General features: G+C 45.9%; 14 protein-coding genes. 3 read left to right on the forward strand and 11 right to left on the reverse strand.

Annotation, left to right across the window (positions count from 1 at the left end; translation table 11 throughout):
* Positions 1 to 148: 148 nt before the first annotated feature.
* On the reverse strand, positions 149 to 778 hold the full coding sequence (locus ACMA1I_RS02055; protein ID WP_337066571.1) for a GNAT family protein: 630 nt from the start codon (positions 776 to 778) through the stop codon (positions 149 to 151).
* Between the two features lie 177 nt (positions 779 to 955).
* On the opposite strand from ACMA1I_RS02055, the gene ACMA1I_RS02060 reads away from it, so the two are divergent.
* Positions 956 to 1,828, forward strand: a complete 873-nt coding sequence (locus ACMA1I_RS02060; protein WP_337066572.1) for an SDR family oxidoreductase — start codon at positions 956 to 958, stop codon at positions 1,826 to 1,828.
* A gap of 69 nt (positions 1,829 to 1,897) precedes the next feature.
* On the opposite strand, the gene ACMA1I_RS02065 is transcribed toward ACMA1I_RS02060, so the two are convergent.
* The 10 genes from ACMA1I_RS02065 to ACMA1I_RS02110 all read right to left on the reverse strand — a co-directional run bounded on the left by ACMA1I_RS02065 (position 1,898) and on the right by ACMA1I_RS02110 (position 13,438).
* The gene (locus ACMA1I_RS02065) at positions 1,898 to 2,323 is read right to left on the reverse strand and encodes a hypothetical protein (RefSeq protein ID WP_337066573.1); all 426 of its coding nucleotides are present in this window, start codon (positions 2,321 to 2,323) and stop codon (positions 1,898 to 1,900) included.
* A 201-nt stretch (positions 2,324 to 2,524) separates the two neighbouring features.
* The gene (locus tag ACMA1I_RS02070; protein WP_337066574.1) at positions 2,525 to 3,163 is read right to left on the reverse strand and encodes a porin family protein; all 639 of its coding nucleotides are present in this window, start codon (positions 3,161 to 3,163) and stop codon (positions 2,525 to 2,527) included.
* A gap of 66 nt (positions 3,164 to 3,229) precedes the next feature.
* Positions 3,230 to 4,195, reverse strand: coding sequence for a MoxR family ATPase (locus ACMA1I_RS02075; RefSeq protein WP_337066575.1), 966 nt, complete (start codon positions 4,193 to 4,195; stop codon positions 3,230 to 3,232).
* Positions 4,196 to 4,301: 106 nt separating this feature from the next.
* Positions 4,302 to 5,681, reverse strand: a complete 1,380-nt coding sequence (locus ACMA1I_RS02080; protein ID WP_337066576.1) for a peptidylprolyl isomerase — start codon at positions 5,679 to 5,681, stop codon at positions 4,302 to 4,304.
* 72 nt (positions 5,682 to 5,753) lie between these two features.
* A complete protein-coding gene (locus tag ACMA1I_RS02085; RefSeq protein WP_337066577.1) occupies positions 5,754 to 8,060 on the reverse strand; it encodes a peptidylprolyl isomerase in 2,307 nt (768 codons plus the stop codon).
* 161 nt (positions 8,061 to 8,221) lie between these two features.
* The gene (locus ACMA1I_RS02090; protein WP_337066578.1) at positions 8,222 to 8,632 is read right to left on the reverse strand and encodes an ATP-binding protein; all 411 of its coding nucleotides are present in this window, start codon (positions 8,630 to 8,632) and stop codon (positions 8,222 to 8,224) included.
* Positions 8,625 to 8,963 carry an STAS domain-containing protein gene (locus ACMA1I_RS02095; protein WP_147922165.1) on the reverse strand — a complete coding sequence of 113 codons (339 nt, stop codon included), beginning with the start codon at positions 8,961 to 8,963 and terminating at the stop codon, positions 8,625 to 8,627. Before ACMA1I_RS02095 ends, ACMA1I_RS02090 begins: the two co-directional genes overlap by 8 nt.
* Before the next feature lie 19 nt (positions 8,964 to 8,982).
* On the reverse strand, positions 8,983 to 11,046 hold the full coding sequence (locus tag ACMA1I_RS02100) for a GAF domain-containing SpoIIE family protein phosphatase (protein ID WP_337066579.1): 2,064 nt from the start codon (positions 11,044 to 11,046) through the stop codon (positions 8,983 to 8,985).
* 350 nt (positions 11,047 to 11,396) lie between these two features.
* The gene (guaB, locus tag ACMA1I_RS02105; protein WP_337066580.1) at positions 11,397 to 12,866 is read right to left on the reverse strand and encodes an IMP dehydrogenase; all 1,470 of its coding nucleotides are present in this window, start codon (positions 12,864 to 12,866) and stop codon (positions 11,397 to 11,399) included.
* 254 nt (positions 12,867 to 13,120) lie between these two features.
* A complete protein-coding gene (locus ACMA1I_RS02110; RefSeq protein ID WP_337066581.1) occupies positions 13,121 to 13,438 on the reverse strand; it encodes a rhodanese-like domain-containing protein in 318 nt (105 codons plus the stop codon).
* A 105-nt stretch (positions 13,439 to 13,543) separates the two neighbouring features.
* On the opposite strand from ACMA1I_RS02110, the gene pnuC reads away from it, so the two are divergent.
* Positions 13,544 to 14,263, forward strand: a complete 720-nt coding sequence (gene pnuC, locus ACMA1I_RS02115) for a nicotinamide riboside transporter PnuC (protein ID WP_337066582.1) — start codon at positions 13,544 to 13,546, stop codon at positions 14,261 to 14,263.
* 913 nt (positions 14,264 to 15,176) lie between these two features.
* Positions 15,177 to 15,710 (forward strand): ATP-binding protein, encoded by a 534-nt coding sequence (locus ACMA1I_RS02120; RefSeq protein ID WP_337066583.1) that lies wholly within the window; start codon positions 15,177 to 15,179, stop codon positions 15,708 to 15,710.
* The last annotated feature ends 36 nt before the right edge of the window (positions 15,711 to 15,746 follow it).

Below are 15,746 nucleotides of genomic sequence, written 5' to 3' on the forward strand. Positions count from 1 at the left end.
ATAAAGACCTCGCAGCGTCTGCAGTTCCTGCGAGGGTATGGGCAAAGCAGTTAGAAGGTAGAGCAGTAGGAGAAAAAAGTCTAGTATCTAACATCTGGCATCTAAAGCCTCTGAAAAGCCTCCGGAAGGCCTTTTCAATTAGAATAATTCAGACGCTGGCAGTAGACTTGGCCTCTAGTAATTGCTGCTGGTTTTCGAAGTCGGGGAGGGTCATGCCGTAGTAGCTTAGGTCCAGCAACTCATTTGAGGTGGTTCCACGGTAGTCGTCGCGCAGCATGCCCTCCAGCCTGAAGCCTGCCTCTTCTGCCAACTCACCCATAAAAGCATTGGTCTCAGTGCAGCGTAAATACACTTTCTGCAACGTCAGGTTTTTAAAGGCGAAGGTGGTGATGGCCTGAAGTGCCTGGAGGGCATAATTTCTGGTGTCGGGCCACTCTGTAAAATACAGCCCTAGTTCGGCCTTTGGTGTTTTATAATCCAAGTTTAGTAACGTAACGTCGCCAATATAGGTATCGTGCTCTTTCAGCCACACACCAAAATCGAATACCTTGCGATTGTCCCAGTCGGTGCGTAGCTGGCGCATTTGTATACGGGCATCTTCCAGCACCTTTACCCGCGCCAGCCGGTTGCCAAAAGCCGGATTCAGTACCGCAGCATTCTCGATCAGCACCCGCAAAAAGTCCGGCTCGTCGCCTTCCTCATACGGCCGCAGCACGAGCTGGCTCGTTTCTATTCGTTCGTTAAATGGCTCCGATAGAATATTGTATAAATAGCTCATGGTGTTATTCCCCTAATTTATGTACAGACAGGCTTTTTAATTATTACGCTATTCAGCCTAAAAACGATAAGAACAGTGCAGCTTATTCGGGTTTTCTAACAAAGGAAATGGCTTGTCGTAAACTTAAAATGTGCCTTTTGCAATAAGCACACGAATAAACCTCAAGCTAGAAAACAAATGAAAAAAAGACTCGAAAACCAAGTGGCCATTGTAACAGGTGGGGGTAGTGGCATAGGTGAAGCCATTTGTAAAAAATTCGCTAACGAAGGTGCCAAGGTCGTAGTGGCAGGCTTCCCCGAAGACCCAGTAGAGGAAGTAGCAAAAGAAATTACTAAGGCCGGCGGTACGGCCGTAGCCTTTACCGGAGACCTATCGGTAGAAGCCAACGCTAAAAAATGTGTAGAGCTCACTGTAAAAGAATACGGCAAGCTGGATATACTCATTAACAATGCCGGTGTTTTTCCGGAAGTGAACCTGGTAACAGACTATACCGAAGAAGCCTTTGATTACATGTTCCGGAACAATAATAAATCTACTTTTTTAATGTCGAAGGCGGCGCTGCCGGAGCTCCAGAAGACGAAAGGCAACATTGTAATAGCCGGATCTGAGGCCGGTATGGTAGGAATACCGCAGAACGCAGCCTATGGTGCCACCAAAGCTTTTAACCATGCCTTTATGCGCGGCATGGCGGTAGAGCAGGCGCAGTTTGGTGTGCGATGCAACTGTGTAGGCCCCGGCCCTATAGATACCGCCTGGACCCATGCCAGCACCGGCCCCATGAACAAAGAAATGGAGAAAACGAACAAAATAGCCACACCCATTGGCAGGCGAGGAACTCCGGAAGAGGTAGCCAATGTGTACCTGTTCCTGGCATCTGACGAGGCTTCTTATGTAACCGGAGCCGTGTATATGGTAGATGGTGGAATTACCCTTGGCAAAGGGCCGATAGGCGAGAAAGCAGACGCATCTATGCAAAAGGAGCCGGAAGGGGAGCTTAACCTGAAGCATAAAATGGATGGCCACACTTCCATCAGAAAAGATCAGGAGTAGGACTTGACTAAAAATAAGTAAGGCCAGCGATGTGTACGTCGCTGGCCTTACTTATTTTATAGCTCCTGATTAGTTCAGGTATGGGTAAATATGGTGTTTTGGGCTTTTTAGCTGCTGCTGCTGCATCATGACCATGAGCGTGTGGGCAGTTTCGTTAAAGAACTCCAGCCTCCTGATCAGCATCTCCTTCTGTAGCACAGTGCCTTGCGGTGTTTTGATATAGGCTCTTTTATCTTCGAGTACATGGTGCATTACCTCCATGGCCTGGTCCTCGTGCTGCAGAAACCACTGCTGAAAATCTTCGAGGCGTTTAGCTCCGGTTGTAGCCGATGTGAAATTTAAGCCATGCAAACGCAGCACACCAGCCAGCATATCTACCTCCAGCGGAATAGAAACGTTGTAAGGCATGGTGCGGGTTTCGAGCTTGCTGTTAAACGCACCTATGATCTTGTTGATATTGTCTTTCAGACTAAAAAGTAATGCAGCCGCTTCCATACAGAGAAGTAAATTGTTTTCTTGATCAGAATTTCTGTTACAAAAATACACAGATAAATGAAGTAGCCAACATTAAAGATGCATGCGAGTATGATTACCTGTAGGCAACCCTTCTGTGATTCTAAGTATGAAGTGCTCTGGAAGGGGTATTTGATTAGAATAATTGGGAGAATACTCTAGCTTGTTGTTGTAAAGAATGCTTTACCTGCCTGCCCACAGAAAATAATTAAAGCTTACATCCAACGTTCTGTTGTTTTTAATCACATCAGCTTCTATTTGGCGACCAGTATGATCTATATAATTCAGGAACAGAACGTTGGTAAAGCCCTGATTATACCGGAAGTCAACACTTGCCTTTGCAGATAATTTATAATTTATTCCTGCTCCTGCTCCTGCATCAAAAGTATTATAACCATTGGCTTTTTTTACATTTCTGCTTCTCTTGCTGTTCTTATCATTAAAATAAACAGGCCCTAGAACTCCTACCTGTGGACCGAGATAAAAAGAAACTTTAGGAGATAAATTATAGCCAAACAATACCGGCAGATTTACATAGTAGAAACTTCCGGTTGTTCGTGGGGCATCGTTTAGCTTATATCCTTTTACGGAGAGAAATAATTCCGGCCTTACATAAAACTTTTCATTGAGGTTCCGTTGCGTAATCAGGCCAAGTATGTATCCTAATTTTGGTTCCGTTTTAGTGTTTGCAGGAATTATGTAGTCTTTATTTATGGTAGTGGTTGCCAGATTAGCACCTGCTTTTATACTGAAAAGAGTTTGGCCGAAACCAGTTTGTATGGCCAGAAAAGACAAAAGCATGAGTATAACGACCTTCTTCATGTTGTACTATGATCTTTGATATTCTGATGCCAACCTTACTGGCGCAAACTCAAATTGGCAGATCTTTTACAGCAAGTCCTGGATCAGCTGCTCCACAGTTACGCCTTCTGCCTCAGCTTTAAAGTTGCGGACAATCCGGTGGCGCAGAATTGGCAAAGCCACAGCCTGCACATCTTCTATATCGGGAGAGTATTTTCCATTGAGAAGGGCGTTGCACTTGGCACCAACAATAAGATGCTGCGATGCACGCGGGCCTGCGCCCCACTCCAGGTATTGGTTAGCCTTAGGAGAGGCATGAGGTGTGTTAGGGCGTGTTTGGTGCACCAGTTTTACTGCATACTCTACTACGTTATCTACTACCGGTACGCGGCGCACCAGCTGCTGGAATGCCAGAATTTCATCGGCATGTAGAATTTTGTTGAGTGATGTTCTAAGTGCGCCAGTGGTATTTTTTACAATTTGCAGCTCCGACTCGTAACTTGGGTAGCCAAGTGTAATGTTAAACATAAAACGGTCTAGCTGCGCTTCTGGCAGGGGATAGGTTCCTTCCTGCTCAATAGGGTTTTGCGTTGCCAGCACGAAGAAAGGCCTTGGCAGGTGATAGCGTTTGCCTGCTACGGTTACGGAGTACTCCTGCATCGACTCCAGCAGGGCGGCTTGTGTTTTGGGAGGCGTACGGTTAATTTCATCGGCCAGTACGATGTTGGCGAACACCGGGCCTGTTACAAATTTAAAGTTGCGGTCCTTGTCCAGTGTTTCGGCACCTACAATGTCGGTAGGCATCAGGTCTGGCGTAAACTGCACCCGGTTAAAGGTCATGTCTAACGACGAGGCAATTGTCTGTATCAAGAGTGTTTTTGCCAGCCCCGGCACGCCTACCAGCAGGCAATGCCCCTGACAAAAAACAGCGGTAAGCACCAGCCGCACTACCTCATCCTGCCCTACAATTACTTTTGAAATCTCAGATGTAAGCTCCCGGTAAGAGCTGTATAGTGCATCGGCTGCTTCTTTGTCAGAAGAGTATTGCTTCATGTGATTATGGCTAAGTAAAGGTACAAAAATTGGTTGCCAGATCCGGAGGTGGAGCTAGTACAGCAGCTTTGCCAAGCCTAATGCACTTGTGCGTTTTTACCGAGACCTACTGGTTTACGGATTGTAATATCTGGCAGCTCTGGAATTCCGGATCGATTTGGATGTATACGGTATCTAAATTCTTTTTGAACCAGGAATCTACAGCTTTTCCTCTTTTTTCTTGTATGGCCGCATTCGATATCTTCTGATAGTCGTCGCGGAGGTTTGCCAAATGGGGAACAGTTTTAGATTTTAGATAAATAATCCGTACCGCGTCTACGCCTTCCGGGGTTTTGTAAGCAATTGGCTTAGATATCTCGCCTACCTGCATTGTATCTATCACAAAGAAAATAGCGGGGTCTACCTGCTCCATCGGAAAATATGTGTCGCCGGTAGAACGGTTCGACATCATGCCGCCATTGTCTTTGGTGTTTTTATCGTCAGAGAACTCTTTAGCGGCTTTGGCAAAGGTCATGCTGTCGTTTACGATCAGCGTACGGATACTGTCCATTTCGGCCATGGCTTCCTCTACGTTAATAGTGGCAGTAGCCGGTTTAATAAGGATATGCCGCGTATTAAACTCTTGGCCTCTTTTCTCGATGAGCTGTATCAGGTGAAATCCGAACTGCGACTCCACCACGTTAGACAGCTGCCCTGGCTCCAGTTTTAAAGCTGTAGCCTCGTACTCCGGTACAAGTTCTTTTCTCTTAAAAAAGCCAAGTTCTCCACCTTCTTGTGCCGATCCTACGTCGTCGGAGAATTGTTTGGCTAGTGTTGCAAAATCTTCGCCGGCCACAATACGGGCTTTTATTTCTTCCAGCTTCTGCCTTGCGATGGCTTTTTGCTGCTTACTTACCTGCGCATACTTCACGATCTGGCCTATTTCTACCTCACTCGAAAAGTAGGGTAGGCTGTCGCGAGGAATTGCGTTAAAGTAATTGCGGATTTCTTTGGGAGTAACTGTTATTTTCTCGTAGATCTGGCGTTGCATTTTGGCCACCACCAGCTGGTCGCGGATACTGCGACGCAGGTCGTCTTTAAGTTGCTTTAGGGTTTTGTTGTAGTACTGCTCTACCCGCTCTACACCACCTGCCTGTTGCACAATGTAATTTACCCGCTCGTTCAGTTCACCGTTTACCTGCGATTCTTCAACTGTAACAGAGTCTATTTCAGCTCGGGCCAGCAGCAGTTTGTCCTGGACCATCGACTCGAGTAGTTCGCATTTCAGCCCTGGCGCATCTTGTTGCTTAGACTGGGCCAGGTATTGCAGATAAGTAAACTCCAGCTCTGACCTAAGTATAATGTGGTTATCTATTTTGGCAACAATGCCATCTATTTTCTTCTGCACCGGCGATTGGGCAAAGATAGTGGCAGGAGCCAGCAGGCAACAAATCAGCACAAAGGCAAATCCGGCTGCTACATGTTTTAATTTCTGGATATAAATCATTTTGTGCAATGCGCTTCTAAAATAAACGCAAAATTTACTCTTTTATTCTGTGTTTCGGAAATATAGATAAGCTTATTCCGTAATCAGCTTGCTTATTTCTGCCTGGTTAACAGATACGGGGTATTTCTCACGCAACTGTTTTATCCATTCCTGCTCCAGGTAATTCTGGTAATCAGATGTTACCACGCCTCTTACTTCGCTTAGCTGCTTGGGCTCCGGCGCCAATATGTTATTTATGATAATCAGGTATTCGCGGCCGTTCTGCTGGGTGGTATAAGTCCCTTTTTCCCACTTCACCTGGTCCAGCGCTTTGTTCTCACCTTTCTGGAACTTCTTCTCCGTAATCTGCACGCTCAGTGGGTTTTCTTTGTTGAAGTTTTCTGCCAGTACGTTCAGGTCTGAGGAGTAAAGCGTAAACGAAGCGCGTCTGTTACGACGACGGCCTGTTTCTGTATTATCAGGGCCGGCCTGTTTTGTTTTGCCGAGTGCCAGGGTGCTAACTTGTGCTGCCGGCACACCTTTACCTGCCAGGTAGGTGCTTACCGCCTGGGCACGCTTCTGTGCCAGGTCTTTACTGGCAGCATCTTCGCGGGAATCGGCATGGCCGTTTACTACCAAGCTTAAGCGCGGGTTGTTCTGTAGGCGTGTGGCCAGTTCATCTAGTGCAGCAGTGCCTTCTTTTGCCAACTCCGCTTTGTTAGCAGCGAAAAGTACATCGGCTGGTTTGTTGCCTACTTCATATTTTCGGTCTGCCAGCTGTTTTTGAACAGCAGCTAAAATTTCTTTGCTGGCCGCGCTTACTACAGTTGCCTCTGCACGTTGCCCCCATTGGTATTTTTCTTTGTTCTGCTCAAAATATGCCTTCAGGCCGGTTGTGTCTTCTACTGCCTTAGACCATACTTTTTCGTCCATGAGTTGGAACAGCAGAATACCGTCGTGGTACTCCTGCACCAGCATGCGGTAATCGGTGTGCTTGTTCTCAAGATTAGCTTTTTCGTAGTCTATCAGGCTTTTATTAACAAAGGCTTCGTAAAGCAGGTTCATGTGGTGAGCAGCAGTGCCTTTTGTGCGCGGGCGTTGTTCTGTTTTTACATAATCGTAAAAGTCTCTTATTTTGTAGGGTTTGCCTTGAATGGTAAACAAGGTGGTATTTACTGCTTTGTCGGCTGCATCAAATGTCCAGGTGGCTTGCAGCAGGTCGTCGTTTGCTTTACTAAGGGCTATGTCTTTTGCTGCTGCATCTTCCGTGAAATTGTTTTCTGTTCTAATGCGCTTCAGGAAAGCTGCCTTGTTTAACTCAGATCGGGAATCTTTCGCTACTCTGTTTCGCAGCGATTGCTCCATATCTTCATAAGGGGGTAAACCTTTTTTCTCTATTAGCTTAATGATGTGCCAGCCATACGGAGTAGCTACCGGAGGAGCAATTTCTCCTTCTTTTTTCAGTTTGAAGGCTACATCCTCAAAAGTCGGAATCATACGGCCGGTCCCGAACCATGGTAGTTCACCTCCGTTCGCTGCTGAATTGGCATCCTCAGAAAACTCGGCTACCAGTTTATCCCAGTTCTCGTTGCGTTGCACGCGTTTATAAATGGCATCTATGCGTTGCTTGGCTGCAAGGGAGTCTGCTTTAGGCATGCCAGGAGTAGAGCGCACCATAATGTGTGCTACTTTTACCTCGCCCTGTGCCGGACGTACCTCATTTACTTTAATAATGTGGTAGCCAAAGCGGGTGCGCACTGGCTGCGAGATTTGGCCAGGTGCTGTTTTGTAGGCAGCATCTTCAAAGGGATACACCATTTGCATGGCTGTAAAATAACCCAGGTTGCCACCGTTTTCAGCGGCAGAGGGATCTTGAGAGTGCTCTCGGGCCAGCTTGCTGAAATCTTCGCCGGCTGTTGCTCTTTTGTGTAATTCTAAAATCTGGTTGTATGTTGCCAGCGTATCCTGCGGGTCAGCGTCTGCTGCTACCGACAGAAGAATATGGGAGGCGTTTATTTCTTTCTTCAGGCGCTCGTATGCTTCCCGCACCAGATTGTCTGTTACGCTTTTTTCTGTTAGGTAGGGCTGTGCGAGTTGCTCTTTGTAGCCTTCCAGCTCTTTTTTGAAAGCAGTGGTTGTGTCGAGCCCACGGCTCTCTGCTTCCATCACCTTCAGCTTAAAATTAGAATATAGCTCCAGGTATTCGCTTATACTCTCTTTGCTGTAAGCATCGTCGTTGCCGCTGTTGTTTTTGTCGTAAACGTACCTGAACTCCGACGCATAAATAGGTTGGTTGCCTATAGTTGCAATAACAGGTTCTTTGGTGTCGATCTTCTTAGATGCGGTACAACCGGCCAAAAGCAGGGCTGCCACCGCAACAAGTAGGGAATTGCTGCGCATAGAAAGATTTAATACAAACTTTAAAGTTAATTCCTGATTCAAGGAATGCAATTTTAGTTATTTTTTCTGACAGATGGACTAAAATCTGTCAGCATAATCAACTTGCACTTGAATTTGTTCCGAATAACGCCTAAAGGTTTGTAAAAGTGTGGCAGGCAGTACTATTTAATTTTTTTGTAAAGCAGGCAAGTGTTCTGATCACCTATGGTTTTGAACTCTACTTTATCCATGATGCGGTTTACAAGGGCAAGGCCAACCCCGCCCTTTTTCCCAACCCGAACATGCTCCTGAAGGTCCGGTTCCTTGTATTCTGCGCGTTTAAAAGCTAGGCCTCTATCTGTAATCTCGAACCGCACCACATTTCGCTGCTCCGAAATAGCCAGAGAAATGAATTTGGATGGGTCTTCGCTATTAGCATGGATGATCAGGTTGGCGCATATTTCATCTACGGCCAGCACGATCTGGTTCATCTGGATATCTGTTAGCTGTAGCGTAAGCAGATGCTCCATGACAAAATCACGGATAAGCTTCAGGTTTTTTTTTGTGCAGTTTACGCGGATTGAATTATTCATCTGCAATCGTCATTGCTTCCTCATAATTAGATACAATGGTCATTAAAAGATCCAGACCGAGTATCTCAAAAACATTACGCACTTTGTCCTGCATGTTAAAGAAAATAAGCTTTATTTGAGCGTCTTCGAAGCGTTGCAGGTGTGAGATAAATACACCAAGACCGGCAGAAGAAATATAATGAAGGTTCTCGCAATTAACCAGAATCTTGCTGAACTTCATTATTTCGGGGTTAGAGAGCTCCTCATCTAAAATAACAGAAGAGCTGGCATCTAATTCACCATCGAGGGTGATGATAATTGTGGAGTCTTTGATTTCGTTTGTAATTTTCATCGCATTCTGTACGTCTCAGTTAAACTGTTTGTTGGTCAGCCTTAAATTTAATAACAAGTAAGGTCTGGTCGTCATATATCGTATTAGGACCAGTAAAGTTCTGTAAATCGTTAATTATGGCGCATTTGATGTCGTCGGCTTCCATATGGTAACATTGCTCCAGCATGTAGCGAAGCCGTTCTTCGCCATACTCATCGTTGCTGTTTTCGGCTCGCGCCTCTATAATGCCATCGGTGTAAATGACCATTACATCACCAGGGTTATAGTCGTAAAACATCTCCCGGATGTGGTTTTTGTAACTCTGGTCGCGTATGATGCCTAGACCCAGACCGTCTGTCTGGAAATAAAAGGTGTCCTGCATCATGGCGTTATAATAGAGCGTATGGCAGTGGCCGGCACGGGCAAACACAAAGCCCTTCATACGGTAATCTATAATGTAGAGCGACGAGGTTATAAATGAAGTTCGCTCCAGGCAACGACTCAGGGCACTATTGGCTTGCCGCATAAACTCGCTGGGTGCCATATCCTGCTGCATCAGGCCATGGAATATACCTTTCATCTGAGCCATATGGAAGGCTGCGGTAATTCCTTTGCCCGAAACGTCGCCGATTATAATGGCTATTCTTGATTCGCTTAGTTGCAGGAAGTCGTAAAAGTCGCCTCCTACCTCTTTTGCAGCCAGCGCGTGGGTACTAATTTCAAACCAACTATCGCTTGGGAACGTCTTTGGTATCAGATTTTCCTGTACGGTGCTGGCTATTTTAAGTTCCTCCTTGTAACGCTCATTTTGTAGCGATTCAGCTACCAGGCGAAGGTTTTCGATGGTAAGCGTGGTCTGATTGGTGAAGGTTTGTAACACGTTCACCGTTTCCCTATCAAAGCCGTTTTCAATGTCTTTGAGCAGGTACAGCGTGCCAAACTGGTGTTTCAGCGATTTAATGGGGAGCACCACCATAGACTGCCAAGGTAGCTCCAGTTCTTTAAAGCCAGGGTTGCGGTCGAGGTTGTTGTTGAGGTGGTCGGCGTCGTAGTTGTAAGCAGCCAGCAAGTGACGGAGGCGCTGAATTTGGTCATCTGTAATGTTAAGCATATGCGAGATCTGCTTCTCGCTACCTTTTTCCAACTCCAGCCAGCCGGCTGTGGCAGCGGAGGCTTTAATGGTGCTATCGAAAAGGGTGTCGTACACCTGCTGTTCACTTTGCCCTTGTTGTATACTTTGGCTCAGCCGCTGGAAATTAAGGAGGTCTTCGCTCTTCTGCTCAAAAACGCTGGAGGTAGGCAGGCTGAAAAGCGCAACCAGAAAGGCCGCCAACCCATACAAGCCAACAAACAGCATGACTAGCACCAAAAAGCCTACTGCTGTGTAATCGGCGGCAAGTTCGGGGCTGTTCTTAAATTCATAGAAGAACCACTGAAAGATATAGCAGCTCAGCAGAATTGCGCCCAGTAGCACCAGCGACCGGCTTTTCTTGTTAAAATTAAGATAGGCTACCCACTTCAGGTTGGTACATAGAAACAAAATGTAAAATACCAGCAGTGCCAGCAAGGGCAGAAAAATATAGCTGGTATAGTCGAAGTTGAGAAGCGTGAGCAGTAGAGTGCCATACAACAAGAGTTCAAACCAATCCCAGGCTATTTGCAGAAACCTGTTTTTGTGGTAGAGCAGCAACTGACGCCATACATACAAGCCTTTGCCCAGGAAAATGACAAGTAAACCAAAAAAGGTATGGTAGACCAGGTGAAGCAGCAGGTTAGACCGTAGGTTTATGAAATCGGTAGAGAGCACATAGCCTATATAAATAGCCATAGCAATATAAGCACCTATGGCGGCCCTCATAAAGAAGTTCCAGAGGTAAGCCACAAAGTCGGCCTTTTTCAGGCTCAGAACACTTATGCGCTGGCAAAAGAAAACAGAAACGATAAAGATTACTACCAGTATGTTATGAATAAAAGGTAGCAATGGCTCTGTTATCTCCTGTTGTTGCCGGCTTTCGGCCGAGAGCAACAGGTTAGCCAATAGCAGCACCCAACTTATTATAGCTGTGGTAATCAGTAAAAATCTCGTATTTGTTTTATTTAGCATAAAACGGAAACCCGTGTTTTGTTTTAGCTGCGACAGAGTTTAGTTATTAGGAGTCTTAGAATCTGGGAAAGGTAAGAAAAATTTTCTCTCTTTAGCCAAGGTGTCTGGATGAGTTTTTATAACACCTTGCATAACGTATTATTACTGCCAGAGGTTAGTCCTTACCTCTAAATATTGTAGTTGGAGCTAAATAGGCCTAAAAACAACTCCTGAAGCCATTTTAGAATTAAATAAAATTGCCTGGCACGCTCTTAGCGCAACCGGAAGAGTTGCAGGAGTATGCCAGGCAATTAAAAAAATATTTAGGGGAGGCGGACTGGCTTGTGTTGCTGTACGCCTTCCGGTATCAATTAGCGGCTGTAGTTAGGAGCCTCGCGCATAATCTGTACGTCGTGCGGATGGCTTTCGCGCAGACCTGCTCCAGTTATTTTTACCATTTTGGCCTTTTGCAAATCCTCTATAGAACCTGTGCCACAGTAACCCATACCGGCTCGTATACCACCCACCAACTGGTAAAGCACTTCAGATACATGTCCTTTGAACGGCACCTGCCCTACAATACCTTCTGGTACCAGTTTTTTAACATCTACTTCGCTGCTCTGGAAATAGCGGTCTTTTGAACCTTCTTCCATAGCCTCAACAGAACCCATGCCGCGGTAAGTCTTAAACTTACGACCTTCGTAAATAATCATCTCGCCAGGGGCCTCTTCGGTGCCAGCCAGTAAAGAGCCGATCATAACGGTGCTTGCGCCACCTGCCAGTGCCTTTACAATATCTCCGGAAAACTTAATGCCACCGTCGGCAATTACAGGTACGTCAGTTCCCTGCAGGCCTTTTACTGCTTCCATTACAGCCGATAGCTGCGGAACACCAATACCGGCAATTACACGGGTAGTACAGATACTGCCTGGGCCTACACCCACCTTAACGGCATCGGCACCGGCGTCGGCCAGGGCTCTGGCTCCTTCGGCTGTTGCTACGTTTCCGGCAATCAGCTCCAGGTCGGGGAACTGAGTTTTTATTTCGCGTACTTTATCGAGCACTCCTTTGGAATGACCGTGTGCAGTGTCTATGCTGATCACATCTACGCCAGCCTCAGCCAACGCTTTAATGCGGTCCATCACATCGGGGGTTACACCCACGGCAGCGCCCACGCGCAAACGACCAAATTCGTCTTTGCAGGCGAAAGGGCGGTCTTTTTTCTTCAGGATGTCTTTGTAGGTTATCAGGCCAACAAGTTTGCCGTTTTCATCTACCACAGGCAGTTTTTCGATCTTGTACTGCTGTAGTATATCTTCGGCTTTGGCCAGGTCGGTGCCTTTTTCGGCTGTTACCAGGTTTTCGGTGGTCATAATGCCGGCCACAGACTGTGTCAGGTCTTTCTCGAAGCGCAGATCACGATTCGTGATAATGCCAGTCAGTTTGCCGTCGCCATCAACGATTGGGATGCCACCAATTTTGTTTTCGTTCATTATGCGAACGGCATCGCCCAGTGTAGCAGTTTGCTCTAGTGTAATGGGGTCCAGAATCATGCCGCTTTCAGAGCGCTTTACTTTGCGCACTTGTGCTGCCTGTTTCTTTATAGACATGTTTTTGTGTATGAAACCAATGCCGCCTTCCTGCGCCATAGCTATGGCCAGATCCGCTTCGGTAACCGTGTCCATAGCGGCCGAAAGAAGCGGAATGTTTATCCTGATGTTGCGCGTCAGGCGGGTAGAAGTGTCAGTATCTTTGGGGAGCACCTCGGAGTAAGCCGGGAGCAAAAGCACGTCATCGTAGGTGAGTGCTTCGAATAAAATTTTAGACTGATCAGAGATCATGGCAAATAATTTAGGGGTCCTTATTTGCCGCGTAAAACTACGAAATGTTTTTGACTATAGAAAGGCTTTTGAATTAAAAAGCTGAAGAGGTTTAATGGCACCTGCAATCACAAGAGGTCAACCCAAGGCCTAACATGAGTAATTTAGCCTCTGGAAGGCCTTTTTCATTAGAAGAATTGGTTGTTTTCGCCATTCCCTGCTTTATCACCTTCACCTTTTAACTTTCTAATTCTAACCTCTCTAACTTTATACCTTTAATACACTTTCATGGTAGCGTCTATTTCGGTAGCCCAGGCATGGATGCCGCCTTTCAGGTTCAGGAGGTTCTCGTAGCCGTAGCGCTGGCTAAGGTAGTTTATAGCTTGGGCGCTCCTAAACCCATGATGACAGATCACCACCACCGGTACGTCCTGTGGAATTCTGCTTACCTGCTTTGGAAGCTCCCCAAGAGGTATCAGTTCGCCGCCGAGGTTGCAGATCTGGAATTCAGCTGGCTCTCGCACATCTACCAGTTGCAGCTTACCCTGGTGTGCCATTCTCGCCTTCAGCTCCTGTACAGTTATTTCGTTCATAAATAGTAATCGTGCTCGATTTAGAATAACGTAATTTTGGCTCTTAAAATTGGATTCGCAAACTTAGCATCTGATATTTTTGTTTTCCGCGTTATTCATTATTTAATGGATTTTTCATTTCTCTTCCCTTCTGCTACCCAAGCTGCTTTAGCGCAACCTTTGCTCTTTGCCTCTGCCGATCCGGGTTTTGCCCAAATCTGGATTCAATTTGTGGAAGGGATACAACAAACCTCCCTGTTAGAATACGTGGCAGTGGTGGCAGGTATTGCCAGTGTATGGTTTTCTAAGAAAGAAAACATCTGGGTATTTCCGGTAGGTCTCGTTAGCACGCTTATCTATATTTACCTCAGTTTTAAATATGATTTAATAGGGGAAGCCAGCGTAAACATCTATTATTCTGTTCTCAGTATTTACGGCTGGATTTTGTGGGCCAGACGGAACAATACCGATGAGCATGTGCTGCACATTACTTTCTCCTCCAGAAAGCAATGGCTGCAGCAGCTAGGCTTTTTTGTGTTGCTGTACTGCCTTATTTATTTCTGCCTGGTGTACCTGCGCGATGCCTTTTACCCGGGCGTAATTCCGTGGGCCGATGCGCTGGCCAGTGCCACCGCCTATACCGGCATGTGGTTAATGGCAAGGAAAAAAGTGGAAAGCTGGTGCTGGTGGATTGGGACTAATATAGCCTCTGTGCCCCTTTATTTTGTAAAGGGGCTGGTGTTTACGTCGGTGTTCTATTTTATTTTGCTCCTGATGGCCTTTGCCGGGCTTGCCGCCTGGAAAAAGAAAGCGCTTGTGCCGGAGCCAAACCTTACGGGTGCTTAATATGGTGTTTCTGCGCCACTGGGTACAGCTGACTACCTGTATACTACCCTGATCGGTTCCTGGTCTATTTAGACTTGGCGACGGCAACAAACGCGAGAAGTCTATCAGATCTTGTACCCCTCTAGCTTCTTCTGATCTGGCGTAGCATAGGTAGCCTAAAGAAAAATGTAATCTTCTTATTTTCCTGTCTGTGGTGCGCTTTCTGTTACTCGAAAGTGCGGTGCAAACTTTCTTGTTTTTTCCTGATTCCAACAGAGATAAAACATATTTTCTATCTTTCTTATCTTTAACTAGTTATATTTTTAAAAATGCTTTTTTATTGTTGATACCGGTTAAATGAATTGAGAAAACAGGCCTACAGGGAGCTATGCCAAAGAAGTGTTGGTAAATTTTTTGCGATTGTTCAACCAGAATTTATTATATTTAGGAAAGTCAATCCATACGGCCTTAGCTTACGTACATGTGGTATAGGCTCAAAAGGAAGAGATTCTTTTAGAACTCGCATTACAACTTGTGGAACCCCTAAACATGCAAAAAAATGAAGCAGCGGAAATTAGAATTGCCCGAAGAGTTGAAGTATGTGAATCGGCTTAAATGGGGATATGAGTCGCCCGATGAAAGCCCTAAGCGAGTGTATTTTAGGCAGTATGGCGATAAAAGGCCTAAAGAATTGAATGTTTATAATTTCTATGGATACAGTTTTTCCGAAAATTAAAAGTTTTACTTACTAAGTGGCAGCGAAGCTGTAAATCTGTTAGGATTTACAGCTTTTTTTATACGCGCCTTAGAACTACCACAGAGCTTCGCTATATGTTAAATTCTATGTGCCGCGTATTACTCTGAAGCAGCATGTGTTAATTTTTATACTTTTGTCCTGATCTTCCATTTAATTTTATTTAAATAATGCTCCGGCATGCTCAAAATTTCAGTTACCGGTCCTGAGTCTACAGGAAAGTCTACTATATCCGAAAAGCTGGCGCAGCATTACAATACCGTGTGGGTGCCGGAGTATGCCCGTACTTACATAGGTAACTTAAACCGCCCCTACACCCTAACCGATCTCGAAGCCATTGCCAGGGAGCAACTGGCGCAGGAGGCGCAACTGGAGCGGCAGGCTAACCATAACTTGCTGTTTGCCGATACCGACCTGTTGGTGCTGAAAATCTGGAGCGAGAATGCCTTTGGCCAATGCCCCGCCTGGATCCTGGACCAACTGCAGCAGCACAAGTACAACCTTTACCTGCTCATGGGCGTTGATTTGCCGTGGGAGCCGGATCCGCAGCGGGAGCACCCACACCTGCGGCAGCATTTCTACGATCTGTATAAAAAAGAGCTGCAGCAATTGCAGGTGCCTTTTGTAGAGATCAGCGGATTGCAGGAGGAGCGTTTCCTGATGGCCCGGCAGTACATAGATAAATTAATCAGAAACGCAGAGATGAAAATCTAACCTGATTGTACCTGGATTACTTACCGCGTCTTAAAA

It is taken from the genome of Pontibacter sp. 13R65 (genome assembly GCF_047525655.1).
Classification (GTDB): Bacteria; Bacteroidota; Bacteroidia; order Cytophagales; family Hymenobacteraceae; genus Pontibacter.

What these genes read in the sequence shown, in the direction of transcription:
- ACMA1I_RS02075 (WP_337066575.1), bottom strand. Translation starts at nt 4,195, where the DNA reads ATGAAGCAATACTCTTCTGACAAAGAAGCAGCCGATGCACTATACAGC.
- ACMA1I_RS02060 (WP_337066572.1), top strand. Translation starts at nt 956, where the DNA reads ATGAAAAAAAGACTCGAAAACCAAGTGGCCATTGTAACAGGTGGGGGT.
- ACMA1I_RS02070 (WP_337066574.1), bottom strand. Translation starts at nt 3,163, where the DNA reads ATGAAGAAGGTCGTTATACTCATGCTTTTGTCTTTTCTGGCCATACAA.
- ACMA1I_RS02095 (WP_147922165.1), bottom strand. Translation starts at nt 8,963, where the DNA reads ATGAAAATTACAAACGAAATCAAAGACTCCACAATTATCATCACCCTC.
- ACMA1I_RS02090 (WP_337066578.1), bottom strand. Translation starts at nt 8,632, where the DNA reads ATGAATAATTCAATCCGCGTAAACTGCACAAAAAAAAACCTGAAGCTT.
- ACMA1I_RS02085 (WP_337066577.1), bottom strand. Translation starts at nt 8,060, where the DNA reads ATGCGCAGCAATTCCCTACTTGTTGCGGTGGCAGCCCTGCTTTTGGCC.
- ACMA1I_RS02065 (WP_337066573.1), bottom strand. Translation starts at nt 2,323, where the DNA reads ATGGAAGCGGCTGCATTACTTTTTAGTCTGAAAGACAATATCAACAAG.
- guaB (WP_337066580.1), bottom strand. Translation starts at nt 12,866, where the DNA reads ATGATCTCTGATCAGTCTAAAATTTTATTCGAAGCACTCACCTACGAT.
- pnuC (WP_337066582.1), top strand. Translation starts at nt 13,544, where the DNA reads ATGGATTTTTCATTTCTCTTCCCTTCTGCTACCCAAGCTGCTTTAGCG.
- ACMA1I_RS02120 (WP_337066583.1), top strand. Translation starts at nt 15,177, where the DNA reads ATGCTCAAAATTTCAGTTACCGGTCCTGAGTCTACAGGAAAGTCTACT.
- ACMA1I_RS02080 (WP_337066576.1), bottom strand. Translation starts at nt 5,681, where the DNA reads ATGATTTATATCCAGAAATTAAAACATGTAGCAGCCGGATTTGCCTTT.
- ACMA1I_RS02110 (WP_337066581.1), bottom strand. Translation starts at nt 13,438, where the DNA reads ATGAACGAAATAACTGTACAGGAGCTGAAGGCGAGAATGGCACACCAG.
- ACMA1I_RS02055 (WP_337066571.1), bottom strand. Translation starts at nt 778, where the DNA reads ATGAGCTATTTATACAATATTCTATCGGAGCCATTTAACGAACGAATA.
- ACMA1I_RS02100 (WP_337066579.1), bottom strand. Translation starts at nt 11,046, where the DNA reads ATGCTAAATAAAACAAATACGAGATTTTTACTGATTACCACAGCTATA.